This is a genomic window from Dactylosporangium siamense (genome assembly GCF_016862795.1).
In the GTDB taxonomy this organism is placed as follows: Bacteria; Actinomycetota; Actinomycetes; order Mycobacteriales; family Micromonosporaceae; genus Dactylosporangium; species Dactylosporangium siamense.
On sequence record NZ_BONQ01000049.1, the window covers coordinates 45,624 to 69,982 of the forward strand.

The following is a 24,359-nucleotide window of genomic DNA, read 5'->3' on the forward strand; positions in this document are numbered from 1 at the left end:
GCCGGATCATCCGCCAACGATGCGGCGCCCCCGCGCCGTGCTGCGGATGGTGTCGAGCTTGCGCCGCACCTCGCCGGACCGGGCGTCGCCGAGGGCCTCGAAGTGGCGCAGGGCCCGGCGCCAGCTGTCGCCGGCCGCGGTGTCGTCGCCGGCGGTGTGGTGCCGGTCGCCGGCGTTGACGAGGATGTCGGCGGCGGTGGGGCGGTCGCCGAGCTGCTCGAACAGCGCGATCGCCTTCTCGTAGCAGCGGGTCGCCTGCGCGTGGTCGCCGAGGTGGTCGTGCGCGACGGCCAGGCTGTCCCACGTGCCGGCCTCGCCGTGCCGGTCGCCGAGCTGCTGCAGCAGTTGCAGCGCCCGCCCGCACAGGTCCAGGGTGCGCCGGTGGTTGCCGAGCTGGGCGTGCAACCAGCCCGCCGCGTTCGAGGTCCGGGCCTGCCACAGGATGTCGCCCGCCGTCTCGAACAGGTGCAACGCCTGCTCGCTGTGGGTCAGCGCGTCGGCGTGCCGCTGCTGGGCCTGCAGCATCCAGCCGATGTTGTGGTGGGTGCGGGCCTGCCCGACGGCGTCGCCGAGCCCGCGGTAGAGCTCAAGGGCCCGGTCCAGGTGGCCGGCCGCGTCCTCGAAGCGGCCGACGCGGGCCAGGGTGCGGCCCAGGTCGCGGTGCACGTGGGCGCGGCCGGCCAGGTCACCGACCCGCAGCAGCGCCCGCAGGGCAACGGCCTGCGTGTCGATGAGGTCGTCCCAGCGGCCCAGCCACTCGAGATACGTGGTCAGCGTCCACGCGAGCTTCCACACGTGGTCGTCGAGCCCCTCGTCGGCGCCGCTGCGCACCGCGGCGAGGAGCACGGCGTCCTCGGCGGTGAACCAGGCCATCGCGGCGTCACCGTCACGGACCCGCTCGACGGTCACACCGGCCGCCGGGCGGGTCAGGTCGGCCGGCGCCCGGCCGGAGTCCAGCCGCAGCACCGCACCGTGCGCGGCGTGCAGGTAGTGGTCGAACACCCGCCGGACCGCGTCGGCGCGCTCCGGTGCCAGGCCGGCCTGCTCGGCGGCGTAGCTGCGCAGCAGGTCGTGGAAGCCGTACCGGCCGGGCGTGTGCTCGGTGAGAAGGTTCGCCTCGACCAGTTCGTGCAGCAGCGCCCGCGCCCGCGGCACCGGGACCCCGGCCAGGCTGGCCGCGGCGGGAGCGCCCAGGTCCGGCCCGGGATGCAGACCCAGCAGGCGGAACAGGCGCGCGGCGGCGTCGGTCAGGGCCAGATACGACCAGGAGAACACCGCGCGGACGTCGGTGATCGGGTCGCCGCCGTCCAGGGCGTTCAGGCCGCCGGCGGTGTCGCGCAGCTGCGCCGCCTGCGTCGCGAGCGACGTGCCGGGCCTGGTCGAGGCGTGCGCGGCGGCGATGGCCAGGGCCAGGGGCAGCCGCGCGCAGCGTTCCACGATGTCCATGACCGCGTCGGGTTCGGCGGTGGTACGGGCCGCGCCGAGCCGATGGGTGAGCAGCTCCCGGGCCTCACCGGCGCTCAGCAGGTCCAGGGCGAGCGGGTGGGCGCCCTCGGCCGCGACCAGCGGCGTGAGCTGGTTGCGGCTGGTGACCAGCACCAGGCAGCCGGGCGTGCCGGGCAGCAACGGGCGGACCTGGTCCGCGTCGCGGGCGTTGTCGAGGATGATCAGCACCCGTTTGCCGGCCAGGACGCTGCGGAACCGGGTGGCCCGCTCGTCCAGCGCGGCCGGGAGCTGCTCATCCGGCCGGAACGCGCGCAGGAAGCCGCGCAGCGCCTCCGCCGGGTCCATGACCGCGCCGCGATGGTCGAAGCCGCGCAGGTTGACGTACAGCTGACCGTCGGGGAACCGGTCGGCGACGCGGTGCGCCCAGTGCACGGCGAGGCTGGTCTTGCCGACGCCGGGCGGACCGGACACGGCGCACACGACCGTGCTGCGCGCCGCTCCCTGTGCAAGGGCATCCAGCTGGGCCACGCTGCCGGCGTGGCCGGCGAAGCCGCGCACCGCCAGCGGCAGCTGCGCCGGCGCCGAGACGGTGGCGGCCGGCGGGGCGGCCGGATCCAGGGCCGCGTCGCCGCGCAGGACGGCGGCCTCCAGGTCGCGGATGCCCGGCCCGGGGTCGAGGCCCAGTTCGTCGGCGAGCGCCTGGCGCAGCCGCTGATACGTGGCGAGGGCGTCGGCGGGCCGCCCCGACCGGTGCAGCGCGGTCATCAGGTGGGCGTGCAACCCCTCGTCGAGCGGGTGGTCGCGGGTGAGCCGCTCCAGCTCCGGCACGAGCTGTGCGTGCTCGCCGAGCTGCAACCGGCTCTCGACGAGCGCCGACTGCGCGTGCAGCCGCAGCGCCTCGAGGCGCTCAGCCTCCAGGTCCAGTCCGGTCAGACCGGCGACGTCGGCGAGCGGCCGGCCGCGCCACAACGCGAGCGCGGCACGCAGGCACCGCACCCGCTCGGCCTGCTCGGCCGCGCCGGTCCCTTGCCGGATCAGGCGCTCGGCGACCGCGACGTCGGTCGCGTCGTCGTCCAGTGCGAGGAGGTACCCGGGCGGGCGGGCCACGATCGTGTCGCGGCCACCCAGCACCTGCCGCAGGTACGACACGTGCCGCTGCAACGTGTTCACGGCCGTCGCCGGCGGGTCCTCGCCCCAGACGGTGTCGATCAGCCGGTCGGTGCTGACGACCTCGCCCCGGCCGATGGCCAGGGTCGCGAGCACCGCCTTGCGGCGCAGGCCCGGCACCTCCCGCGGCGCCCCACCGAGCGTCACGTCGATCGGCCCGAGGAGCCTGACCTGCATACGTCCCCCACCCGTCCGACGACTGGCAAGGGTATCCGGCGGCTCCGGGGGTGCCTGGTCGGCGACCTGACACCCCCGGGGCTGATTTCGGTCAGGCGCCCACGATCCGCCACACCTGCGAGTTGGCGCCGTTGAACGGCCGGGTGACCGCCCGGAAGTCCTGCGCGCTGGACAGGTACGCGTCCAGGTATCGGCCGCTGCTGACCTGCTGGACCGTGTAGAACGCGCCGCCGTAGTCCTGCAGCCGCCACAGCTGCGTGGCGTCGAACGTCTGCCTCGGCCGGGTCACGACCCGGAAGTCGAGGCCGGCGATCTCGTGCGCGTCGAGGTACCGGCCGCTGCTGGCCTGCTGCAACGTGTACACGCCGCCGCCCTGGTCGGTCAGCCACCACTTCTGCGTGGAATCCGACTGGTACGGCCGGGTGACCACGTTGTAGTCCTGCGACGCGATCTCGTGCGCGTCCAACAGCCGTGCCCCGCCGTCCTGGGCCAGGATCACCAGCCGCGGCGCCGCGAGCGCGGCTCGCGTGGTGGTGGCTGCGGCGCCCGGTGCGGCCGACGCCGTGGCGGCCGAGGCGGCGAGCATCGCCCCCGCGGCGACGATCACCGCGAAGATCCGCCGGCAGTACCCGCGTTCTGGCTTCATGGTTGCTACCTCCTGCTCACGCCGGCCGACGGGCTCGGCCGACCCGCCCACCGTCGCCGGAAGGGCTGAAACCACGCTGAAACGCGGTGTGGTCAGGACTCCAGCAGGGTGGCGACGAACTTCGCGTGGTCGTGGCCGACGGTGATGAGGACGCCGGAGCCGGGCGCGAGCCGGGAGCCCCAGGCCCCGCGTTCGCGGTACAGGTCGACCTCCGCCCATTGCGCGATCGTCGGGTCGATCGCGCAGCAGGCCGCGAGCGGGTCGTGCAGCATCTTGCCCTGCGGGTCCGCCGACTCGCGATGTGCCACGGCCGGTGGCATCGCCCGGCACACCGGCACCGCGTCGGCGGTGACCGCGACGAGGTCGAGGCCACGGGCCGCGGCACCGGCGATCGCGTCGTCGCGCGCGGTGAGGGCGAGCGTGCCGTCGTCCCCGGCGAGCCGTACCTCGGCAGCCGTGATCGCGGTGTTCCGCGGCGGTGCGGGACGCCGGGCGTGGTTGTCCAGGTATCTGTCCATGCCCTGCCAGATCAGGCGGAGCGAGGTGGCGCGGTCGCGCACGGCGGCGACTTCGGCGTGCAGGGCACGGTCGTAGACGACGCCGTGGCAGACGTTCTTCGACACGAACCGCTTGCGGGCGATCGTCTCCGCCGCGATCACCGCGAGCGCCGACCTGCTGTCACCGTTGAGGTTGTACGACGGGCAGGTCACCAGGCCACGGAACTTCTCCAGCTGCCGTTCGAGCGGCACCACGCCCGCACCGGCGAAGCCGCCCTGCACGACGACCTCACCGAGCTGGAACCCCGGCAACTTCAGCGCGCCGCCGAGGTTCTTCAGCGGCCCCCCGGTGACGAGGGTGGTCGACGGGCCGCACAGGTCGCGGAGCAGTTCGGGCCCCGGCACGGCGTCCGTCGACGGCGGCATGTCACCGAAGGCCGCGTAGTGCCACGACGAGACGCAGGCCCCGCGCCGCCCGTGCCCGCCCTGCCCCGGGTCCCGGACCACGTGCCCGAGGTTGAACGCACCGACCGGGATCGACCGGCCGAACCAGTCCAGGGCCCGCCTGACCACCCCGACCTGGTCCGGCGTCCCCGGTGTGACGGTGACGCCGACCAGGTTCACCCGCGGGTGGCCGAGCAGGAGCAGCAGCGTGATGAAGTCGTCCGGATCGCTGGTCTCCATGTCCCAGATGACGTCCATCTGCCGCTCCCGCCCGTCCTGCCGACACCGCCGGGGGTCAGGGTAGGCATCCCGCCCGGACCCGTCATGCGCATTCCGGGCCTCAGCGGACCGGGTCGTCCGTCGCGGCGCTGGGCTGGATGCCGGTGAGCACGTGCAGCTGCTGGTCCTTGGTCAGGCCCGAGTCGCCGGGTTCGATGAGGTACCCGTGCCCGTCGACCACGATCCGCGAGCCGTCCCGGTCGGACTGCACCTGCTTGCCGGCGTATGTGGTGTTCGGCTGCCAGTCGGCCGCGTCCGTGTCGGAGACGGAGAAGGTGCCGCGGCCCGGGACGGTGAACCCGAAGCTGGCCGAGCCCGTGGTCCCGGTCCACTGCAGCGAGCAGGTTGACGTCTTCGTGCCGGGCGGGGCCCAGGTGAGGCGGAACTGCGCCGTGCAGCGCAGCACCCGGTCGTAGCGGATGGCGCTGGACACCTCGAGCATCGCGCCGCGGGCGTCGTCCGCGGTGATCACCGGCAGCGGGTCGGGCACGCTATCGTGGAACATCACCCAGGCCATGGCCCAGACGCCCGGCAACGGCTGCCAGCGCAACGTGGCCATCTCCTGGCTCCAGCGCAGTGTCCCGGTGGCGCCGCCGTTGATCCGCAACGGCTCGGTCTGCGGTTCGTTGGCGAACATGTGCGCCGTCTCCTGGTCCAGGCGCTCCGCGGTCTGGGTGACCACCGCCAGGTACGTGCTGTAGCCGAACTTCGAGGTCTTGCCGCGGCTCGCCTGGATCGTCTCCAGGCCGTTGCTCGAGGTCCAGGCCAGGGTGAACGGCGCCGGGTCGACCGTGTCGAGGTGGATCTGGCGGCCCTCGCCGACCCCGCCGCCCGCGGTCAGCGGCGCCAGGGACGCCGCCGGCGGGCGCGGCTTCTCCACGATCGACGACGCGGCCGGCGAGGGGTCGGCGGAGGACGGCGGCGCCGAGCCGCCGGGTGCCGGGGTGGGGGCGCCGCGGGGGAGCAGCGTGGTCGCGGCGAGCACGGCCGCGACGGCCAGGGCCGCCCCGGCGCCGGTGGCCAGGCGGCGGTTGCGGCGGTGCCGGATCCCGCGCCGGCGGGCGCCGTCGAGCAGGGCCTCGACGCGCACGTCGCCGCCGGCGCGCTCCTGGAGGGCGGTGGTGAAGACCTGGTCGATGTCGTTCATCGCGTGGCGTCCTTCCTGAGGGCCGGCACCTCGGCCAGCCGGCGGCGCAGGGTCGCCAGCGCCCGCATCGCCTGCGAGCGCACCGTGACCTGGGAGCACTGCAGGATCTGCGCGATCGTGGCGTCGTCGAGGTCCTCGTAGTACCGCAGCACGAGCGTCGCGCGCTGCTTCGGTGCCAGTTCGGCGATGAGCTGCCAGGCGGCGTCGCGCTCGGCCGTCTCGGTGCCGATGTCGCCGAGCCCGGCCCGGTCCAGGTGCGTGGCCGACGGGTCGATCGCGACCTCGGTGGAGGAGCGCCGGCGCCGCCACGAGATGTGCCGGTTCACGAGCATCCGCCGCACGTACACGTCGATGTCGTCGGCGCGGCTGACCCGGTCCCACCGCACGTAGGCGCGGCCGAGCACCTCCTGCACCAGGTCCTCGGCCAGGTGCCGGTCGCGCACCAGCAGCCGCGCCAGCCGGACCAGCCGGTCGCCGCGCAGCCGCACGTACTCGTCGAATTCGATCACCGCAGTATCGCCTTCATACCTGGCTCGACGCCCCGGGTCCGGCGTCCTGTTGCATGCCCGGCTCAGGTGCTCTCGTCAGGCAGACCCAGATCGATGCCCGATCGGATGAGCAGGCGCGCCGTCATCGCCAGCACCTGGTCGCCGTACCGCGGGTCGCGGGACGTGGCCGAGGAGCGCGCCGGCCGGCCCTTCGCGTAGTAGCCGCCGGTCGCGGTGTCCAGGGCGGGGTCGCCGGCGAGCCTGACGGCGGTGCGGGCGCCGCGTTCGGGGCTGGCCAGCAGGAACCGGGCCGGTCCCTGGAAGAACCGGAACGCGCCGCCGTTGCGCCCGAAGCCGGTGGCGACGTTGCCGGGGTCGGCGGCGTTGACGGTGACCTCGCGGTGGTCCCGCCCCGGGTCGACTACGCGCTGACCCCCCTCGGCCGCCGGGCGGCCGATCTGCTGAGCTCGATCCGCGACTGGGCCCAGGACAATCTCGTCGAGGTGCTCACCGCCCGCGCCGCCTACGACACCCGCCCCGCCGTGGCCCCATGACGCCGCCCGGAGCGGCTGGGTCACAGGCCGACGGTCGTCAGACCGCGCAGGCGGCCCGGCAGCGGGGGCACCCGCAGCGCGCCCGCGCACGCGTCCAGGTGCCTGCGCACGTCGGCGCCCCACAACGTCCAGCTCCAGCCGGGCCACGCCGGCGCGGTGTCGATGAGCGCGCCGCAGAGCCGGTCGATGCACCACAGCGCGCCGGAGCGGGCGGCCTGGTCCAGATGCAGGCCCCAGCGGGGCAGTTCGGACCGCTCGAGGCCGGCGAAGCCGGGTGCCATGGCTTCGACCTTCGCGGCGGTGGTGTAGGCGATCGAGGTCTGGTCGTCGGCGGCCAGGTACAGGTCCAGCGAGTCATCGGGGCGCCGGATGCTCAGCACGCCCTGGTACCAGTCGTCGGGCCGGTCCGGGCGGACCTCGTCCGGGCCGTCGAACGGGACCGGCAGGTCCGCGAGCCGTTGCCGGTCCGGAAACCGCGTGTCCCGCAGCGGGTCGCGGTCCAGGCCGAGATACGCCGCGACGTCGAGCACCCCGTCGAACGCCCACCGCACGTGCCAGCCCGGCCATGCGTCGACCAGCCCGGCCAGCCCGTCGACGAACGTGGTGTAGTCGTCGGGTTCGTCGAAGGCGAGCAGCACCCGCCGGTCGTGGTCGATCAGGGCGGCACCCTGACAGCTGCCGTCGGTCATGAGCCCGTCGACGGGTGTGACACCCGTCCATCGCAGCGCCTCGGCTGTGTCCGGCGGCGCTGCTTCGGGTCGTTCCTGCGGCCGTAGCGCCGCGGTCGCCGCTTCGGGGCCGGCGAGCAGGTCCGCCACGACGGACGTGGCGCCCCACCGCGACCAGCCCAGCACCGTCGTGCCCCGCTCGATGATGGCGTAATTGGCCCGGTTACCCACAAGCGGTCATCATGCCCGACGGATTGACGTTCAGCGTGCTCACCCCCATCCTACGACTCGGCCGGTACCGGCGTCGTCCTCCCTGACGTGGATCTTTTCGGCGGCCCGGCTCGGCTACGTTGACCTGGCCGTACCCGTCACGAGGCGAGCGAGGCACCGTGGACCTGCCGCACCAGACCCTGCCCGCCCGGCTCGGCGGTCGCATCGAGGCCGCGGAGGCCCTGACCCACAACGAAGGCAACGCCGCGACGGGCGGGATCTGGCGGGTCCGCGGCCCCGGCGGCAGCGCGATCCTCAAGGTCGCCCGGCCGCCCGCGGCCGCACCGGCCGGCTCGCCCGCGTGGCAGACCAGCGACGAACCCACGCACTGGAACTTCTGGCACCGGGAGGTGTCGGCGTACACGACCGGTTTCGCGGCACGGGTCTACGCCGACGCCGGCATCGCCGCGCCCGAGTTGCTGGACGTCGCGCACCGTCCCGACGGCGCGGTCGAGCTGTGGCTGGCCGACGCCCGGGGCGCCCCCGGCATGTCCTGGCCGGTGGCCCGGCTGGCGCGGTTCGCCCGGCAGCTGGGCGTGGCGCAGGCACGGTGGGTCGACGGGGTGCCGGACCTGCCGTGGCTCTCACGTCGCTGGCTGTCGCAGTACCTCGCCGAAGGACCGGGTCGCAGGGCCTGGACCGACGGCGACGAGCACTGGGACCACCCCGTCGCCGCGGTCTGGCCGGCCGCCGTGCGGGACCAGCTCCGGCGGCTGCGGGCAGAGCGGCTCACCGTCCTCGCCGCCGCGCGGGAGGCCCCGCGGACGCTCTGCCATCTGGACGTGTGGCCCACCAACCTGATCGAGGACGGCGCGACCACGGTGTTGCTGGACTGGTCGTTCACCGGCGAGGGCGGCATCGGCGAGGACGTCGCCAACCTCATCGTGGACAGCGTCGCCGACGGGCTGATGGACGCCGCGCTCCTGCCGGACATCGCCGCCGCCGTCACCGAGGGGTACCTCGCCGGCCTGCACGACGGCGGGTGGAACGGGCCACCGGACCAGGTCCGCCGGGCGATCGCCGCCTGCGGCGCGGCGAAGTACAGCTGGTTCGCGCCGCTCGCGCTCGCCCGCGTGGTCCGCGACGGCACGTTCGGGCACCCGCAGTACGGCCGCGACGCCTCCGCGACGTCCGCCCTGCAACGACTCCAGGGCCTGGTCACGCTCCTGGCGGACTGGTCCCGGACGATCCTGCGCTGACCGACGCGGGCCTGAACGACGTCGGGACGGCGTCGCCGTGGGTGGGGGCAGGCGTCGGGGTCAGAACCAGTGCAGGCAGTGCGGGTGCCGTTCGGCGTGGAAGAGGATGTCGGCACGGGTGGCCGCGTCCGGGCGGTGGGCGCGGATGTGGCCGGCACGGACGAGCGTGCTGGGCGCGGTGCCGCCGAGGTAGATCGAGCCGAGGTCGCTCACGTCCAGGGAGAGGTCGGGGTCCCGATCCGTAGGGACGCAGCCGGCCTTGCCGTCCCGGACGGTCAGCAGGTAGCGGTGGTGCTCGCCGAGGAACGGGTCGTCGACGTCGAGGACGAGTTCGCCGTCCGTGCACCAGCCGCGTGCGGTCAACGCCTGCGGCACGTCCAGCAGCCGCACCCAGAGCCAGTCGGAGTCGCTGCTCACCTGGGCGGCCCGGAAGTCCGCCAGCTGCCAGCGCAGCGGGTGCCCGGGCGGGAAGTGCTTGAACGCGACCTGCGTGACGAGGTCGTGGCCGAGCAGGAATCCGATCAGGGCGGTGGAGACGGCGTCGTCGGTGGCGATGGTCTCGTCGACCGTCAACGTGCCGTCGCTGAGCGAGTAGCTGGCGTATCCGTCCGGGACGCCGCCGGCGTCGCGGTGGACGGCGACGTAGCGCGGCGCCTGAGCGATCGGGGGTTGTCCCGCGCCGAGGGCCCACCAGCGGTGCGGCCGGGACAGCGCGCCAGGCTGTGCGCGGCGGTACCGGTCGTAGACCTCCTCAAGGATCTCGCCGCACTCGGCGCGCCGCATCACCTCGACCGGGCCGCTGTTGGAGCCGGCATCCAGGACGTCCGCCCGCGGTGCGGCGAGGGCACCCTGGTGGCGGGCCACCGTGATCCGTCCCGTGTAGGTCGCCGGTCCGTAGCCGAACCTGCGGTAGATCGTGGCCTCGGAGGCCAGCAGGACGGCGAGGAACTCCCCGCGTGCCCGCAGCTCGGTGAGCTGGTGCCGCATCATCGCGGTGAGCACGCCCTGGCGTCGGTGCGAGGGCAGGACGCCGACGGCGGTGATTCCAGCGGCCGGGGCGAGGACCTCGCCGGGCAGGGTGAGTTCGAACGAGTACGCGGCGGCGGTCCCGACGGGCCGCCCGTCCGCGGTCACGGCCAGCAGCCCGCGGTCCATCTCGAACGCCGACCACCAGACACCGCCGCCATCCTCGTTCGGCGTGTCCGGGTGGATCCCGAGCGCGGTGTGGAATGTGTTGACGAAGGCGTCGAGGTCCTGGTCGGTCGTGGGACGGATGTCCATTGCTGCTGCCTCCCGTGGGATTCGGGCACCATGACTGGCGGTGCCCGGCCACAGTGCAGGGTTGACCCTTGGCCGGGTCAAGCGAATTTCGCGCGGTCCGGGAGCCGGTGCATCCACGACGCAGGGCCGCCTGACCCCCGGTGGTCTCGTGTCGTGAGTCGTCAATTGACGAGCAGCCGCCCCGGCACGTCCGCGGGCACCGGGGCGAGGACCAGTCAGACGGACGTGGTCACCAGGCAGATCAGGACGAACCCGGTCGCGCCGATGAGCGTGCTGGACAGCGCGCCCCGTCCGAACGCCCGCGCGTACGGCTGGGTCATGCACACCCCGCCGACGAACACCCCGACCGGCACGATCGCCAGCTCCGGGATCACCAGCAGCACCATGAACGACCGGGCCTCCGGGTCGCCGTTGACGATGAGCTGCAGGATCAGGAACGCCATCAGCAGCACGTGCGGCAGCGCGCCGAGGACCGCGCCGAGGGTCTGGCCGCGGGCCGGCGGCGTGGCCGCCGGCCCGACGACCGGGGTCATCGAACCGACCCGTACAGGCCGGTGTTGATGGCCGCCATGCTCTGCCGCACCGAGTTGCTGCTGTAGTCGCCGTCCCAGTAGTTCGTGTGGTTCAGCGTCGGGTCGAAGTCCAGCCCGAACTGCTTCGCACCGAACACCCAGTCGGTCGGGCTGACGCCGAAGGGACCGTTCGGGACCGCGCGGATCAGGTCGAAGCCGTAGGTGCACGCCCACACGTGACCGTAGGCCGGGCCGTGCAGGTCCTCCGCGTAGTTCACGCCGACGCCGGGGCTTGCGACGAGCACGATGTCGTCGGCGTCGACGCCCGCGGTCTCACGCGCCGCGTAGCCGATGACGACCGTGCCGTAGCTGTGACCGATGAGGGTGGAGTGCAGGGCACCCTGGTGGGTCGCCCTCAGTCCCGCCTGGAAGCGGCGCAGGTCCGGGGCCCCGGCGACCGCCCACTGCTCTTGCGCGGCACCCGGGAGGATGCTCTGCGGGGCGTCGTAGCCGAGCCAGCTGATCGACGACGTCCGCTTGCCCGGAGCGATCGCCAGCGCGTCCGCGACCATCTTGTCGGAGCGCTCGATGTCACCCTTGAAGCCGCCGCCGAACGCCGCGTAGGTGCCGGGGACGTAGGTGACGACGTTCTCGGCGGTGTCGGGGTTGTTGATCGCGACCACCGCTCGCCCGTTGCCGCGCGTCACCGAGAACGACACCAGGTAGGCGGGGACGGTGTGGTCGGCGAGGCGCTGCTTGACGGCGTCGATGCCGTCGATCTGCTTGAGGACCGCCTCGGAGTCGCCTGCCAGCCGCAGCTGCTCCGCCTCTGCCTTGTTCACGGCGTCGCTGACGCTGGTCGCCTGCGGGAACAGCTCCATCAGCCGGTTCTGCTCGCGCATCTGCTGGATGTGCTGGTAGTCGGCGTCGAGCTGGGCGGCGCGGGCGACGAGCCGGGTCCGCTCCCGGTCCATGACGATCTGGTTGGCGGCGTCACGGATGACGACGGGGATGCCGTCGAGCTCGCCGATGCGCTCCGGGTAGGTGAAGGGCAGGGGGCTCTGCTGGATCGTGTTCAGGCCCTGCCACCACAACGAGACGTCGGAGGCGCTGGTGCCGTAGGCGGGGATGTCCGCCGGGTCGACGGTCCGCGGCGGAATGACGGGGTTGAGGCCGCCGCGCCAGTAGCCGTGGGTGTCGAGCCACTCGGCGCCGGTGGCGAGCGACCAGGCCGGCGAGGAGTAGATCGGTGTGCCGCAGTCGAGGACGCTGAAGCAGCGGTTCTGGGCGTTGTTGTTGGCGGACGCGACGAACTCGTGTGTCGGGTCGAGACGGTCGCCCTTGACGGTCCAGTTGCAGTACCAGACCGGCGCCTTGAGCACCGACTTGATCTGCCAGTAGGGCGAGTTCGGCTCGTCGCTGGGGCCGAGGTTGTCGTAGATCACCCGGGCCGACGTGTCGTAGGTGCTGCCGCAGACGGTGCCGGCGGCGGTACCGATGCCGACCGCCACACCAGTGGTGGCGTCAGTGACGACGAACCCGCCGCCGCCGTAGCGGCCCGGCATGGTCACGGTGCGGTCGTAGCGGTTGGACCACACGTTGAAGCCCCAGAAGCCGTCACCGTACGTGTAAGGATCGAGGGTCACCACGGCCGGGCCGAAGTCGATCTTCCCGATGTAGGACTTCGGCCAGTCCCAGGTCCGGCCGCCGGTCGGATACACGTCGTAGGTGGTCAGGACCGCCCAGAAGTCGTGGCCGGCGAGGGCGGCGGGGACCGTGGCCCGGCACATCCAGCCGGCGGCGCACGAGGCCACCACGGTGTGGCTCGTGTAGTCCTCGATTTCCAGGTAGTACGGCGACGACACCAGGTCGCCGGCGCCCTCCACTATGGCGGTGATGTCGACCGACTGCGCCGCGCCGGCGTCGGCGTACGAGAGGAAATGCGTGACGGTGAGCGGCTTGGTGGGGGAGAACGCCGTGAAGGTGCCGTCCTGCGGGAGGCTGGCGGCGCGGACCGAGCCGTCGGCGCGGACGACCCGGGCGACGAACGTGTGCGTGCCCTGCGCCTTGTAGCTCACCTGCGGCGTGCAGCTGCCGGTGGCGGCGACGGAGGCGACGGTGCAGCTGCCGACCAGCCGGTCACCCGCGGTCTGGTCGATGACCTGCAGGGTCTCGCCGGTGCCCAGGGTCGCGTAGGCGCTGACCATCTGCGTGCTCAGTTTCGGGCGGACCATCACCCGGCGCGACACCGACACCTGGTACTGCGTCGTGCCGACGCGCCCCGCGGCATCGGTGGCCGTGACGGTCACGCCCGGGTAGTACGCGGTGTCCTCGCTCGAAGGCTCCGCGATCATGCCCTCGACGACCCCGGTGGAGGCGTTGAGCGTGAGGCCGGCCGGCAGCCCGGTCGCCGCCCAGCGGTAGCCGCCGGCGCCGCCGGTGGCGGTCAGGGCAACGCTGCTCGGCTCGGAGCCGGTCACGGAGATGGTGCCCCAGACGTTGTCGATGACGACCGGGGTGGTGACGGTCCACGCGACGGTGACGCTGCCGGTCCGCTTCGCGGCGTCGGTCGCGGTGATCTTCGCGGACGTCGAAGCCGCCTTGGTCGGCTTGCCGCTGACCACCCCGGTGGTGGCGTTGATCGACAGGCCGGTGGGCAGGCCGGTCGCGGTCCACGTGTAGGGGGCGGCGCCGCTGGTCGCGGTGAACGCGACGGAGCTCTGCACGCCGACGGTGCCGGCCTGCGCGCCGGGGTCGGCGACGATCGGGGCCGCGCCGACGGTCCAGCCGAATGTGGCGCTGCCGGTGCGGCCGCCGGCGTCGGTCGCGGTGACCGTGACGGTGACGGTCCCGGCGGTGGTCGGCGTGCCCGTGACGGCGCCTGTCGTGGCGTTGATCGCGAGACCGGCCGGCAGGCCGGCCGCCGTCCACAGGTAGGGCTTGACGCCACCGGCGCCGGCGGCGGTCAGCGACGCGGCGACGCCGACGGTGCCGGCCTGGGCACCCGGGTTGGTGACCGTGACGGGCGCGGCGACGGTCCAGGTGAAGGTGGCGCTGCCGGTGAGCCCAGCGGCGTCGGTCGCGGTGACCTTGACGGTCGAGGTCGCCGCGGTCGTCGGCGTGCCGGTGATCGCGCCGTTGGCGATGGACAGGCCGGCCGGCAGGCCGGTCGCGGTCCAGGTGTAGGGCAGGGTGCCGCCGGTGCCGGACAGGGTCAGCTGGGTGGCCACGCCGGTGGTGCCGGCCCGCGTGCCGGGGTTGGCGACGGCGAGCCCGACGGTCAGCGTGAAGGTGACGCGGCCGGTGCGCCCGGCCGCGTCGGTCGCGGCGAGCGTGACGGAGGCGACGCCGGTCGCGGTGGGCGTGCCGGTGATCGCGCCGGTGCTGCCGTCGACGGTCAGCCCCGCGGGCAGGCCGGTCGCCGACCAGGTGTAGGGCGTGACCCCGCCGGCCGCGGAGGCGGTGACGGAGGTGGCGACGCCGATGGTGGTGGTGCGGTCGCCGGGGCTGGTCACGGTGGGCGCGACGCCGGCGGCGACGGTGAAGGTGGTGCCGGCGGTGCGCCGGCCGGCGTCGGTGACCGTGATGGTCACCGTCGAGGTGGCGGTGGCGGTCGGGGTGCCGGAGATCAGGCCGGTCGCCGCGGCGATGGTGAGCCCGGCGGGCAGCCCTGTCGCGGTGAACGTGTAGGCGCCGGCGCCACCCGCAGCGCTGAGCTGGAGGGTGTACGCGGTGCCGACGGTCGCGGTCCGCGGGCCTGGGTTGGCCAGGGTCACCGCGGTCGCGGTGGTCCACGCCACGGAGGCGGTGCCGGTGCGGCCCGCCGCGTCGGTGGCGGTGACGGTCGCGGTGACGGTGCCGGCGGCGGTCGGGGTGCCGGACACGAGGCCCGTCGTGGCGTTGATGGTGAGGCCGGCGGGCAGGCCGGTCGCGGCCCAGGTGTAGGACGCGGTGCCGCCGGTCGCGGCGACGGTCAGCGACGTGGCGGCGCCGACGGTGGCGGCCTGCGCGCCCGGGTTGGTGACGGCGACGGGCGTGCCGGCGGCCGCGGAGAAGGTGACGGTGCCGGTCCGCCCGGCGGCGTCGGTGGCGGTCACCACGGGCGCGTAGGCGCCGGCGGTGGTGGGGGTGCCGGACACCACGCCGGTCGACGCGGCGATGGTCACGCCGGCGGGCAGGCCGGTCGCGGCCCACGTGTACGGGGCGGTGCCGCCGGAAGCGGTCACGGTCAGCGACGCCGCGGTCCCGACGGTGAGGGTCCGGTTGCCGGGGTTGGCCACGACGGGTGCCGGGCCGCTGCTCCACGTGAACGACGCGGTGGCGGTGCGGGCGGCGGCGTCGGTGACGGTGACGGTCGAGGTCGACGAGCCGGCGGCGGTCGGGCTGCCGGACACCACGCCCGTCGTGGCGTTCATGGTCAGGCCGGCGGGGAGACCGGTCGCGGCCCACGTGTACGGGGCGGTGCCACCCGTGGCGGCGACCGTCAGCGACGCCGGGATGCCGATGGTGATGGTCCGGTTGCCGGGGTTGGTGACGGCCGGCGGTGTGGTCACGGTCCAGGCGACCGTGGCGGTGCCGGTCCGGCCGGCCGAGTCGGTCACCTTGACCGTGCTCGTGGCGGTGCCGGCCGCCGTCGGCTTGCCGGTCACCAGGCCGGTGCTCGCGGCGATGGCGAGCCCGGCGGGCAGGCCGGTCGCCGACCAGGTGAACGGGCTGGTGCCGCCGGTGCGCGCCATCGCCAGGTTGACCGCGACGCCGACGGTGGCGGCCTGCGGGCCGGGGTTGGAGACGCCGATCACGACGGTCCACGTGAAGGACACGTTGGTCGTCGCCTTGGCCGCGTCCGTCACGGTGATCTTGGTGGTGGTCGCGCCGACCGTGGTCGGGGTGCCGGACACCGCTCCCGTCGTCGCGTTGATCGTCAGCCCGGCGGGCAGGCCCGTGGCGGTCCACGTGAAGGGGCTGGTCCCGCCCGTACGGGCGACGCTCAGGCTGACCGCTGTGCCTGCCGCACTCGTCTGGTTGCCCGGGCCGGTGAGGGCCGGTGGGGTCGCCGCCGCCAGGGCGGTGCCGGTCACCCCGCCCGCGACGACGGTGAGCGCGACGACGATGAAGGCGTACCAGAGCCGGCGGGACCGGCTTGGACGCAGGGATGTTGGCACAGACGGTGACCTTCGCTTCGGTGGGCGGGAGCGGCAAAGCGTAGGAAACCGGCACCCTTCAAGGTCAACACTGGGATCGCCGGTGGCGTCACCGGTGTGCCGCGGTGTGCCCGGACGCCCGTTGTCACGGGGTGTGATCTGACCGGCCGGTGGACACCCGTCGGTGGACGCCCGCTACCGCACCCGCAGGAACGACTCACGGCACTAGGGTGGGGCGCATGGCGGGGGAGCGGGTTCGGGCGCGGGTGTTCGGTGAGGTGGCCGACGACTACGAGCGGTTCCGGCCCGACTATCCGCCGGCGTTGATCGATGACGTCCTGGCGTATGCGGGGCTCGACGGTGCCGCGGCGCTGGAGGTCGGGGCGGGCACCGGCAAGGCCACCGTGGCGTTCGCGGAGCGGGGCGTCGCCGTCACGGCGCTCGAGCCGGACGAGGCGATGGCCCGGGTGCTGGCCCGGCGGGTGGCCGGCCACCCGGAGGTGACCGTGGAGGTCGGCGCGTTCGAGGACTTCGTGCCGCCGCAGCCCTTCGGCCTGCTGCTGAGCGCGCAGGCGTGGCACTGGACCGACCCGGCCGTGCGGTGGCAGCGAGCCGCCGCGGCCCTCGCGCCGGGCGGGACCCTGGCCCTGTTCTGGAACGGTGGCCGGCCGGCCGACCCGGACGTGCGGGCCGCGATCGTGGCGGCGCACCACACCCACGCGCCCGACATCGACACCGCGGTCGAGATCGACCCCGAACCGACGCTGGAGGCCGAGCTCGCGACGTCGTGGCCGGGCACGGACCTGCGGACGCTGCCGCAGTTCGGTGCGCTGTCCGAGCGGCTGTACCAACGGGAGCGCACACTGTCCACAGCGGACTACGTGGCCTACCACTCGACCAAGTCGGCCTGCCGGATGCTCGGCGAGCAGACCCGCGCGAACCTGTTCCAGGCGATCCTCGACACGGCCGGGGAGCACGTCACGCTCACGGTGGAGACGGTGCTGTATCTGGCCCGCCGGCAGCATTCGGGCTGAAACAGCGCCGTCGGCGGGGCGACGCGGAGCGCATCGAAGGGTCACACTGGCGTCGTGCAGATCGTTGAGCACAGCGTCATCGGCACCCGCTCGGCCGTGCTGCGGCTGCGCCGGCCGGGTCATGGACTGCAGTTCGTCGTGTTCCCCATGTTCCACGTGGCCAGCCCGGAGTTCTACGCCGCGGTGAGCGAGCGGCTCCGCCGCTGTGACCTGCTCGTGGTCGAGGGTGTCAGCGGCCGTTCGGTGCTCAGCTGGGCCCTCACGGCCACCTACCGGTTCATGCCGGCCAACCAGCGGTCCGGTCTGGTGGAGGACGGCATCCCGTACACCGAGCTGGGCGTACCGGTGATCAATCCGGACGTGACCGCGGGCGAGTTCGGCCAGGACTGGCGGCGGCTGCCGTTGCGGACCCGGCTGCTCGTGTGGCTGGTCATGCCGGTGGTGGCGGTGCTGCAGTTCTTCGGTGGCCGCCGGAGGTTGCTCGGCCGCGAGATCGAGCTGGACGACCTGTCGGCCGACGCCGCCGACCACGAGCTGACCGAAGAGCTCGACGGCGTGTTCGGCGGCACCCGCGACGAGCGCCTGCTGGCCGCGCTGTCGGAGATCCATCGGGAGCGTTCGGCCGAGCGGATCGACGTGGCGGTCGTGTACGGCGCGGCCCACACGGCGGCGATCGTCCACGGCCTGCTCCGGCGGCATGGGTACCGCCCCCGCTCCTCCGAGTGGCTCACGGTCGTGGCGCCCACCGAGCCGGCGCCGATGCACGCACCGAAGCCGACGCCGGTGCACGCACCGAAGCCGACGACGGTGCACGTGCCGAAGCCTCGAACGGAACCGGAGCCGCAAGCGGAACCGGACAGAGCGCCGGCGCGCCCCGAGGCGACCGATGCCCGCTCGGAGCTCGTGCAGGTCGCCCTGGCGCGCCGGATGGCGGTCGCCGAGCCGGCCGCCTACCGGCCGAAGCTGGCCCATGCGCTCGACGTCCTGGCGCTCCGGCTGGGCGACCTGGGCCACCGCGAGGAGGCCCTGAGCGCCGCAGACGAGGCCGTGGACATCTTCGAGGAGCTGGACGAGCTGCACCCCGGCACGTACCGCACCGCGCTGGGGATCGCGACCAGCAACTTCGCGCTGCAACTGGACCGGATCGGCCGCCGCGAGGACGCCCTGGCCGTCGACGAGCAGGCGGTCGAGCTGCTGCGCTCGGCGGACCGCAACGACCCCGGCCGGCGCGCCGACGGACTTGGCCACGCGCTGACCAACCTGGCCGTCAGCCTGGCCCACTTCGACCGGGACGACGAGGCCCTCGCCGTCGCCCGGGAGGCGGTCGAGCTGCACCAGGCGGCCGGTCACCGGCCGGCCGCCTACAGCCGGGCGCTGGTCATCCTCGCCGAGCGGCTGTCCGACGTCGGCGCGTCCGACGAGGCGCTCGCCACCGCCGTCCGCGCCACGTCCGCGGCCCGTGGCGCGACGCCGACCGAACTGGCCGCCGCCCTGCGCAAGAAGTCGGTGCTGCTGCTGCGCCGCTTCGCACGGGCCGGCGAGGCGCTGGCCGCGGCCGAGGAGGCGCTGGCGCTGCAACGCCGGACGGGGCCACCCGACAGCGAGGAGCTGGCCTGGTCGCTGCGGTACACGGCCGAGGCGCTGCACGCCCTCGACCGCTCGGAAGAGGCGGTGGCCCTCGACGAGGAGGCGCTGCCCATCTGGCGGTCGCTGGCCGAGCGGTACCCGGCCGCCCACGAGGCCGCACTGGCCGACGCGCTCGCCGTCCACGCCGAGCACCGCCGCGCGCTCCATCAGTCGTAGCGGGAATGTGACCCCGGAAACACGCTGGAAACAAGCACGTTCACCGGCTGAAACGCGCGGCCGCGACGCTGCATGCCACGCGATCAACGGCGATCACGGACCACATCGCGAAGGGGAGGGGTCCGGGATGCCGGAGGGGTTCAGCGCGGGCGACACCGCCTGGCTGCTGGTGAGTGCGGCGCTGGTGCTGCTGATGGTGCCGGGCCTGGCGCTCTTCTACGGCGGCATGGTGCGCATCAAGAGCGCGCTCAACATGCTCATGATGTCCTTCGCCTGCCTCGCGGTGGTCACCGTCGTGTGGGTCGTCGCCGGGTACTCCCTGGCGTTCGGCGAGGACAGCGCCGGCGGCCTGATCGGTTCCCTCGAACACGCCGGGATGGCCGGCATCGGCCCCCGTGACCTGACCGGCTCCGTGCCCACCATGGCGTTCGCGGGCTTCCAGCTGATGTTCGCCATCATCACCGCCGCCCTGCTCAGTGGGGCGATCGCCGACCGCGCGAAGTTCGGCGCCTGGATCGGTTTCGTGGCGATCTGGGTGTTGGTGGTGTACGTCCCGATCGCGCACTGGGTCTTCGGCGGCGGATGGATCGCCACCCACCTGCGCATCCTCGACCTCGCCGGCGGCACCGTGGTCGAGGTCAACTCCGGTGCGTCGGCCCTTGCCCTCGCCCTGGTGCTCGGGCCCCGGCTCGGCTTCCGCACCGAGGCGATGCGGCCGCACAGCCTGCCGCTGGTCATCCTCGGCGCCGGCCTGCTGTGGTTCGGCTGGTTCGGCTTCAACGCCGGCTCGGCGCTGACCACCGGCGGGGTCGCCTCGACCGCGTTCTTCAACACCCAGGTGGCCGGCGCCGCCGCGGTCGGCGGCTGGCTCATCGTCGAACGCTGGCGCGACGGCCACCCGACCACCCTCGGCGCCGCCTCCGGAGCCGTCGCCGGCCTGGTCGGGATCACCCCTTCCTGCGGCGCCGTCAACCCCCTCGGCGCCCTCGCCATCGGCGCCGTCGCCGGCGTGGTCTGCTGCTACGCCGTCGGCCTCAAGTACAAGCTGGGCTACGACGACTCCCTCGACGTCGTCGGCGTCCACGGCGTCGGCGGCCTCATCGGCATGGTGCTCATCGGCGTCCTCGCCACCGCCACGGTCACCGGCGGTGACCGCGGCCTGGTCTTCGGCGGCGGCCTGGACCTGCTTGGCCGGCAGGCCCTGGCGGTGCTGGTGGTCGCGGTGTACGCGTTCGCCGTCACCTGGGTGGTCGCGAAGGTCATCGACCGCACGGTCGGCTTCCGGGTCAGCCCGGAGCACGAGCGCGGCGGCCTCGACCTCGTCATCCACGCCGAGAGCGCCTACGAGCAGCACGCCAGCACCGGCGGCCGGGTCAGCCACCTCGCGTGATCGGCAAGGTGGCCGCGGACGTGCGTACCATCTCGACATGAGTTTCGATCTTGGAGTGTGGAAGGCCGGCGACACGCCAGTGTCAGTGGAGGAGGCCACCGCCCGCTACCACGATCTCTGCGACGCGCCGGGGGACGACCTCGTCCCCGGGGTCGAGGTCGCCGCCCTCGTCGCGGACGTTGCCGCGCACCTGGAGCAGGCGGGCCTCGCGGTCGACGGCGAGGTGTGGTCGGCGACGCCCAGTATCGGACCGGATCACGCGGTCATGACGATGCCCTGGCGCTCCGCGTCCGTGGCCGTCGCGTTCGTCCCCGGCCTGGCGGTGGCGCGCGGCTTCGTCTGCTACGACCCCCAGAACGACAGGGTGCACCAGCACGCCGCGGCGGCACCGCATACCGGTCCGTCGCTCCAGCGCTCCGACGGGACCCGGATCGACGATCCCGACGACGAGACGATCGAGCGGACGGTCCTCACGTTGTCCCGCGAGCGCTGGTTCGCGATCCTGCACACGGCCGACGAGGGGACGTACTTCCAGGTCGGCTACGGCGACCAGGCGGCCGCCCCGCCGGGGCAGTACGCCGTCGAGCACCGCGACGGATCCCCGGACCGGCACCGGCGGGCGGTCACCCCGGACCGGCGGGCGGTCGCACAGGCGATGCGCGAGTTCCGGGACGGCAACGGCAACTGGGAGAAGCGCTTCTCCTGGCGGAGCATTCAGCTGTAGTCCCACAACCCGACGGATCCACGGTTGCCCGGAGCCACTGGTACACCCGCGAGGTTCTCATGACGATCTACTTCTACGGCGCCGACGAAGTCCCTTACGGATGCTTCTCGAACTTCTCCGATCACGGGTTCGACCTCGACGGGGTCTGGTGGCCAGCCTCGGAGCACTACTTCCAGGCGCAGAAATTCAAGGGCACTCGTCACGCGGATCTCATCCGGCGTGCTCGCACACCGCTGCGGGCGGCGGAGCTGGGCCGTGACTCATCCAAACCTCTGCGGAGGGACTGGGAACGGGTCAAGGACGACGTGATGCGCCGTGCGGTGGTAACCAAGTTCCGCGCGCATGCCGATATCCGTGACATTCTGCTGTCCACCGGTGACGAAGAGATCGTCGAGGACACCACCACCGATCACTACTGGGGTCGGGGCAGGACCGGGAACGGCAAGAACATGCTCGGGCGGATTCTGGTGCGCACCCGCAGCCAGCTGCACGCCGAGCTCGCCGAAGCTCTCGACAGCGATGGCCGCCGCCCGAGGCGGTGATCCGGGAACGGTGACACCCCGGCGGGCCGGGCGCGCTGACCTACCAGGCGGCCCGCAACGCCGCCGCGACCTGGGCGACATCCAGGTCGACGACGACCTGGTCGCCGTCCCACTTGCCGCGCTCGCTGATTGCCAGGCCGATCAGGGCCAGATCGGCGGCATCGCCACGCAGTTCGCACTCTTCGCGGCTCTCTTCGCCGACCTCGTCCGTTTCGTCGCGGTCCCAGGCGGCGACCGCCGACTCCGCCAGAGATCGGGTCAACCGCACGCTGACCCGGCCGACCTGGCGATCCAAGTCGACACCGATTGCCCGCAGCACGGTCCGGTCTTCCTGATATCGCAGGTACGGCTCACGGTCGTCCACGGGCCGAGGCTACGGGCCGCAGCAACAAGGATCTAGCGCAATGCGTCGATCCTGGAACGGGTGTCTGCCGGGGACGAGGGGTGCAGGCGGACGACGTCGGCGCGGACGTCGGCCACGGTCTTGGCGGTCAGTTCGCGCCGCCAGGCCAGGTCGGCCACCCGCATCGCCTGGGCGAACGCGCAGGACTGCCGGTAGTCGACGCCGGCGTGGGAGCCGGGGCCCTTGGTGAGGATCTGGTCGCAGCGCAGCAGCTCCTCGGGTCCCTCGATCGCGGTCACGATGTCCAGCAGCGAGATCGTCTCCGGGGGTCGGGCCAGCTGGAAGCCGCCGCGCGGCCCCGGGACCGACGTCAGGATCCCGGCCCGGACCAGGGCCTGGAGCTGCTTGTTCAGGTACGCCGGAGGCAGCTCGTAGAACGCCGCGAGCACCCCGGCCGGTGCCGGAGCGTCCACCCAGGTCAGGTTCAGGCAGGTGTGGAGGGCCCATTCGACGCCCTGGCTCATCCGCATAATCCTGGACTTTACATGTCCAGAACCTGTGACGTGGGCCATGATCGGTAGCGGCCGTAGATCCTGGACATCTAGTATCCAGGAATGACAACGAACGCCATCACACTGGTCCGCGCGGACAAGGCCGAGGTTCTCGACAGCGACCCGGCGAGCGTCATCACGCTGCTGCTGGACCCCGAGCACACCGGCGGCGCCCTCACCGCCAACCGGACGCTGCTCAAGCACGGCACCGACGGCGCGCCGCCGCACCTGCACACCCGCTCCGGCGAGCTGTTCTTCGTCCTCGACGGCGCGCTCGAGCTGCTCGTCGGTGACGAGCTGCACACCCTGCACCGGGGTGACACGCTGTTCGTGCCGCCGAACACCCCGCACGCGTTCGCTCCCGCCGACGGCCGCGACGCCGACTTCCTCGTCGTGATCACGCCGGGCAAGCCGCGGTTCGACTACTACCGGCTGCTCGACCAGGTGCACCGGGGCGAGGCCACCTGGCAGCAGGTCGGGGAGACCCAGGACCGTTACGACAACCACTATGTGGACAGCCCGGTCTGGGCGAGCCGGCGCTCAGCCGTCCAGCAGGGCGATCGTTGACGGGTTCCGGGAGAGTTCGGCGGGGCGTTCGCCCTGGTCGTTCGTCGCCCGCGGGTCGGCGCCGGCGCGCAGCAGCGCCGCGATGAGGTCGGTGCCGGCCTCGGGGTGGGCCAGCGCGGTGTGCAGGGGCGTCGCGCCGGATCGCGTCCGCGCGTTGACGTCCAGGCCGAGCGCGAGCAGCCGGGGCAGCACCCGCGCATGGTCGAGCGAGCGCAGCGCGTGCATGAGCGTGGCGCCGTTGCGCTCGACGGCCGGCGGGAGTCCCGCGTCGAGCAGCCGCAGGACGCCGTCGGTGTCGCCGTGGTGGACCCGCATCCAGAGCTCGTCGTGCAGGTGCTGCACCGGCGGGGGCAGCATCCGGAGGCCCTGGCCGCCGGCCTGCCAGTGCAGCAGCGCGTCGGCGCAGCCGTCGATGGGACCGCCCAGCGCGGCCAGCACCGTCTCGCGCGCCACGTGCCCCGGCTCATGGTCCAGCGGGTGCCAGCGCCCGTCGCGGGCGGCCAGCCGGTGGGTCCGCCCGCCGCAGTCGATCGTCACGACGGCGGGCACGGGCGGGACCCACGGCCGCCTGGTCTGGGTCCGGCCGGGCAGGAGGCCGGCGTGGACGAGCGGGTGCAGCGCGTCCGGGTCGAGGAGGCCGTGACGCACGAGCTCGGCGTCGAGCGGCTCCTGCCAGTCCGAGAGCTGCAGCAGCGGCACGTTCGGCGGCCGGTCCCGCAGCTCCGGCGTGGCGATGACGGTCGGACGGGCCCGGAGGTCGAGCCAGCCCTCACCGAGGTCGACCATCCCGGCGTCGCTGCGGTGGCGTGCCAGCAGGGCGAGGGCGGCGGGCACCAGTCGCGACCAGACCAGCGGATAGCCGGCCAGGCTGTACTGCGACGTCGGCTCTGCCAGGGCCGTCGCGTCGATCCCCGCGGCCGCGGCGGCCTCGCGTTGCCGGCCGGTCGTGTGCGGGCAGACCGCGTCGGTGCCGACCGGCTCCGGTCCGCACAGGGTGTGCAGCAGCGGCGCCTGACGGACGTCCCACAGGTGCCGGTCGATCAGCGGCGCGCCGCGGGAGACGCCGACGCGGAGGCGGAACGGCCGCCGGTGCCCTTGCCTGGCGCCCTGGACGAGGTGGAGGCCGGCGCCGCCGGCGAGCCGGGTCATCGGCACCGGTTCGCTGCTGGCGGACCAGGAGTAGTGCCGGTCGAGTGGTTCGTGCCAGCGCAGCAGGTCCGGCGCCAGGTGCCGCAGGTCGTCCTCGATCATGGCGGCGACCTGCGCGCCGTGCTCCCGCTCGACGGCGCGCAGGTCGATGTCCGGCGTCACGTGCGCGGCGGCGCAGGCACCCTGCCAGTCCCCGGAGAGCCGGCACCCGGTCGCCGCGTCGATCATCGCCGTCGGCACGGCGTACCGACGGTGCAGCAGCCACGTCCGCACGGTGTTCGGGCCGGGCGGCATCGACGACATCTGACGCGCTATGGCCATGATCGTAGCGGCCGGCGAC

Annotated in this window: 20 protein-coding genes; 7 read left to right on the forward strand and 13 right to left on the reverse strand. The window is 73.5% G+C overall.

From position 1 onward, the window contains the following. Nucleotides 1-6 precede the first annotated feature (6 nt). From Dsi01nite_RS15680 to Dsi01nite_RS15710, 7 genes are all read right to left on the reverse strand, one after another. Nucleotides 7-2,790 carry an AfsR/SARP family transcriptional regulator gene (locus Dsi01nite_RS15680; RefSeq protein ID WP_203846877.1) on the reverse strand — a complete coding sequence of 928 codons (2,784 nt, stop codon included), beginning with the start codon at nucleotides 2,788-2,790 and terminating at the stop codon, nucleotides 7-9. Between the two features lie 91 nt (nucleotides 2,791-2,881). Then, a complete protein-coding gene (locus tag Dsi01nite_RS15685; RefSeq protein WP_203846878.1) occupies nucleotides 2,882-3,436 on the reverse strand; it encodes an RICIN domain-containing protein in 555 nt (184 codons plus the stop codon). Between the two features lie 92 nt (nucleotides 3,437-3,528). Beyond that, nucleotides 3,529-4,635 carry a nucleoside hydrolase gene (locus tag Dsi01nite_RS15690; RefSeq protein WP_203846879.1) on the reverse strand — a complete coding sequence of 369 codons (1,107 nt, stop codon included), beginning with the start codon at nucleotides 4,633-4,635 and terminating at the stop codon, nucleotides 3,529-3,531. Nucleotides 4,636-4,717: 82 nt separating this feature from the next. Then, nucleotides 4,718-5,803, reverse strand: a complete 1,086-nt coding sequence (locus tag Dsi01nite_RS15695; protein WP_203846880.1) for a hypothetical protein — start codon at nucleotides 5,801-5,803, stop codon at nucleotides 4,718-4,720. After that, on the reverse strand, nucleotides 5,800-6,309 hold the full coding sequence (locus Dsi01nite_RS15700) for a SigE family RNA polymerase sigma factor (RefSeq protein ID WP_203846910.1): 510 nt from the start codon (nucleotides 6,307-6,309) through the stop codon (nucleotides 5,800-5,802). Before Dsi01nite_RS15700 ends, Dsi01nite_RS15695 begins: the two co-directional genes overlap by 4 nt. Before the next feature lie 65 nt (nucleotides 6,310-6,374). Then, nucleotides 6,375-6,869 carry a Rossmann-fold NAD(P)-binding domain-containing protein gene (locus Dsi01nite_RS15705; protein WP_203846881.1) on the reverse strand — a complete coding sequence of 165 codons (495 nt, stop codon included), beginning with the start codon at nucleotides 6,867-6,869 and terminating at the stop codon, nucleotides 6,375-6,377. Continuing rightward, nucleotides 6,866-7,744 carry a hypothetical protein gene (locus Dsi01nite_RS15710; protein WP_203846882.1) on the reverse strand — a complete coding sequence of 293 codons (879 nt, stop codon included), beginning with the start codon at nucleotides 7,742-7,744 and terminating at the stop codon, nucleotides 6,866-6,868. Before Dsi01nite_RS15710 ends, Dsi01nite_RS15705 begins: the two co-directional genes overlap by 4 nt. Before the next feature lie 158 nt (nucleotides 7,745-7,902). On the opposite strand from Dsi01nite_RS15710, the gene Dsi01nite_RS15715 reads away from it, so the two are divergent. Further along, nucleotides 7,903-8,982 carry a hypothetical protein gene (locus Dsi01nite_RS15715; protein ID WP_203846883.1) on the forward strand — a complete coding sequence of 360 codons (1,080 nt, stop codon included), beginning with the start codon at nucleotides 7,903-7,905 and terminating at the stop codon, nucleotides 8,980-8,982. 60 nt (nucleotides 8,983-9,042) lie between these two features. Here Dsi01nite_RS15715 and Dsi01nite_RS15720 read toward each other — a convergent pair whose 3' ends face one another. From Dsi01nite_RS15720 to Dsi01nite_RS57325, 3 genes are all read right to left on the reverse strand, one after another. After that, nucleotides 9,043-10,263 (reverse strand): GNAT family N-acetyltransferase, encoded by a 1,221-nt coding sequence (locus tag Dsi01nite_RS15720; protein WP_203846884.1) that lies wholly within the window; start codon nucleotides 10,261-10,263, stop codon nucleotides 9,043-9,045. A gap of 215 nt (nucleotides 10,264-10,478) precedes the next feature. Further along, nucleotides 10,479-10,796 (reverse strand): hypothetical protein, encoded by a 318-nt coding sequence (locus Dsi01nite_RS15725; RefSeq protein WP_203846885.1) that lies wholly within the window; start codon nucleotides 10,794-10,796, stop codon nucleotides 10,479-10,481. Next, entirely contained in the window at nucleotides 10,793-15,937 is a 5,145-nt protein-coding gene (locus Dsi01nite_RS57325; protein WP_275423371.1) for a putative Ig domain-containing protein, read from the reverse strand. The genes Dsi01nite_RS15725 and Dsi01nite_RS57325 overlap by 4 nt, the downstream gene beginning before the upstream one ends. A 218-nt stretch (nucleotides 15,938-16,155) precedes the next feature. On the opposite strand from Dsi01nite_RS57325, the gene Dsi01nite_RS15760 reads away from it, so the two are divergent. The 5 genes from Dsi01nite_RS15760 (at nucleotide 16,156) to ybiA (ending at nucleotide 21,409) form a co-directional block, all read left to right on the forward strand. Next, a complete protein-coding gene (locus tag Dsi01nite_RS15760) occupies nucleotides 16,156-16,950 on the forward strand; it encodes a class I SAM-dependent methyltransferase (RefSeq protein WP_203846886.1) in 795 nt (264 codons plus the stop codon). Nucleotides 16,951-17,004: 54 nt separating this feature from the next. Continuing rightward, on the forward strand, nucleotides 17,005-18,753 hold the full coding sequence (locus tag Dsi01nite_RS15765; protein WP_203846887.1) for a tetratricopeptide repeat protein: 1,749 nt from the start codon (nucleotides 17,005-17,007) through the stop codon (nucleotides 18,751-18,753). Nucleotides 18,754-18,880: 127 nt separating this feature from the next. Continuing rightward, a complete protein-coding gene (locus Dsi01nite_RS15770) occupies nucleotides 18,881-20,143 on the forward strand; it encodes an ammonium transporter (protein ID WP_203846888.1) in 1,263 nt (420 codons plus the stop codon). Nucleotides 20,144-20,180: 37 nt separating this feature from the next. Then, nucleotides 20,181-20,867, forward strand: a complete 687-nt coding sequence (locus tag Dsi01nite_RS15775) for a hypothetical protein (protein WP_203846889.1) — start codon at nucleotides 20,181-20,183, stop codon at nucleotides 20,865-20,867. A 59-nt stretch (nucleotides 20,868-20,926) separates the two neighbouring features. Continuing rightward, nucleotides 20,927-21,409 carry a riboflavin biosynthesis intermediates N-glycosidase gene (ybiA, locus tag Dsi01nite_RS15780; RefSeq protein WP_203846890.1) on the forward strand — a complete coding sequence of 161 codons (483 nt, stop codon included), beginning with the start codon at nucleotides 20,927-20,929 and terminating at the stop codon, nucleotides 21,407-21,409. 40 nt (nucleotides 21,410-21,449) lie between these two features. On the opposite strand, the gene Dsi01nite_RS15785 is transcribed toward ybiA, so the two are convergent. Together Dsi01nite_RS15785 and Dsi01nite_RS15790 are read right to left on the reverse strand one after the other, a co-directional pair. After that, the gene (locus tag Dsi01nite_RS15785; protein WP_203846891.1) at nucleotides 21,450-21,773 is read right to left on the reverse strand and encodes a hypothetical protein; all 324 of its coding nucleotides are present in this window, start codon (nucleotides 21,771-21,773) and stop codon (nucleotides 21,450-21,452) included. A gap of 32 nt (nucleotides 21,774-21,805) precedes the next feature. Then, entirely contained in the window at nucleotides 21,806-22,276 is a 471-nt protein-coding gene (locus tag Dsi01nite_RS15790; RefSeq protein ID WP_203846892.1) for an RrF2 family transcriptional regulator, read from the reverse strand. 90 nt (nucleotides 22,277-22,366) lie between these two features. Between Dsi01nite_RS15790 and Dsi01nite_RS15795 the strand changes: the two genes are divergently transcribed. Further along, a complete protein-coding gene (locus Dsi01nite_RS15795; RefSeq protein WP_203846893.1) occupies nucleotides 22,367-22,870 on the forward strand; it encodes a cupin domain-containing protein in 504 nt (167 codons plus the stop codon). Here the strand turns inward: Dsi01nite_RS15795 and Dsi01nite_RS15800 are convergent. Further along, nucleotides 22,844-24,322 carry an ankyrin repeat domain-containing protein gene (locus tag Dsi01nite_RS15800; RefSeq protein WP_203846894.1) on the reverse strand — a complete coding sequence of 493 codons (1,479 nt, stop codon included), beginning with the start codon at nucleotides 24,320-24,322 and terminating at the stop codon, nucleotides 22,844-22,846. The two genes, Dsi01nite_RS15795 and Dsi01nite_RS15800, sit on opposite strands and share 27 nt — an antisense overlap. Nucleotides 24,323-24,359: the final 37 nt, after the last annotated feature.

Bases quoted from the DNA above. Each gene is read 5' to 3' on its own strand.
- Dsi01nite_RS15790 (WP_203846892.1), bottom strand. From the start codon at position 22,276: ATGAGCCAGGGCGTCGAATGGGCCCTCCACACCTGCCTGAACCTGACC.
- Dsi01nite_RS15795 (WP_203846893.1), top strand. From the start codon at position 22,367: ATGACAACGAACGCCATCACACTGGTCCGCGCGGACAAGGCCGAGGTT.
- Dsi01nite_RS15685 (WP_203846878.1), bottom strand. From the start codon at position 3,436: ATGAAGCCAGAACGCGGGTACTGCCGGCGGATCTTCGCGGTGATCGTC.
- Dsi01nite_RS15720 (WP_203846884.1), bottom strand. From the start codon at position 10,263: ATGGACATCCGTCCCACGACCGACCAGGACCTCGACGCCTTCGTCAAC.
- Dsi01nite_RS15800 (WP_203846894.1), bottom strand. From the start codon at position 24,322: ATGTCGTCGATGCCGCCCGGCCCGAACACCGTGCGGACGTGGCTGCTG.
- Dsi01nite_RS15760 (WP_203846886.1), top strand. From the start codon at position 16,156: ATGGCGGGGGAGCGGGTTCGGGCGCGGGTGTTCGGTGAGGTGGCCGAC.
- Dsi01nite_RS15680 (WP_203846877.1), bottom strand. From the start codon at position 2,790: ATGCAGGTCAGGCTCCTCGGGCCGATCGACGTGACGCTCGGTGGGGCG.
- Dsi01nite_RS15695 (WP_203846880.1), bottom strand. From the start codon at position 5,803: ATGAACGACATCGACCAGGTCTTCACCACCGCCCTCCAGGAGCGCGCC.
- Dsi01nite_RS15770 (WP_203846888.1), top strand. From the start codon at position 18,881: ATGCCGGAGGGGTTCAGCGCGGGCGACACCGCCTGGCTGCTGGTGAGT.
- Dsi01nite_RS15775 (WP_203846889.1), top strand. From the start codon at position 20,181: ATGAGTTTCGATCTTGGAGTGTGGAAGGCCGGCGACACGCCAGTGTCA.
- Dsi01nite_RS15725 (WP_203846885.1), bottom strand. From the start codon at position 10,796: ATGACCCCGGTCGTCGGGCCGGCGGCCACGCCGCCGGCCCGCGGCCAG.
- Dsi01nite_RS15690 (WP_203846879.1), bottom strand. From the start codon at position 4,635: ATGGACGTCATCTGGGACATGGAGACCAGCGATCCGGACGACTTCATC.
- ybiA (WP_203846890.1), top strand. From the start codon at position 20,927: ATGACGATCTACTTCTACGGCGCCGACGAAGTCCCTTACGGATGCTTC.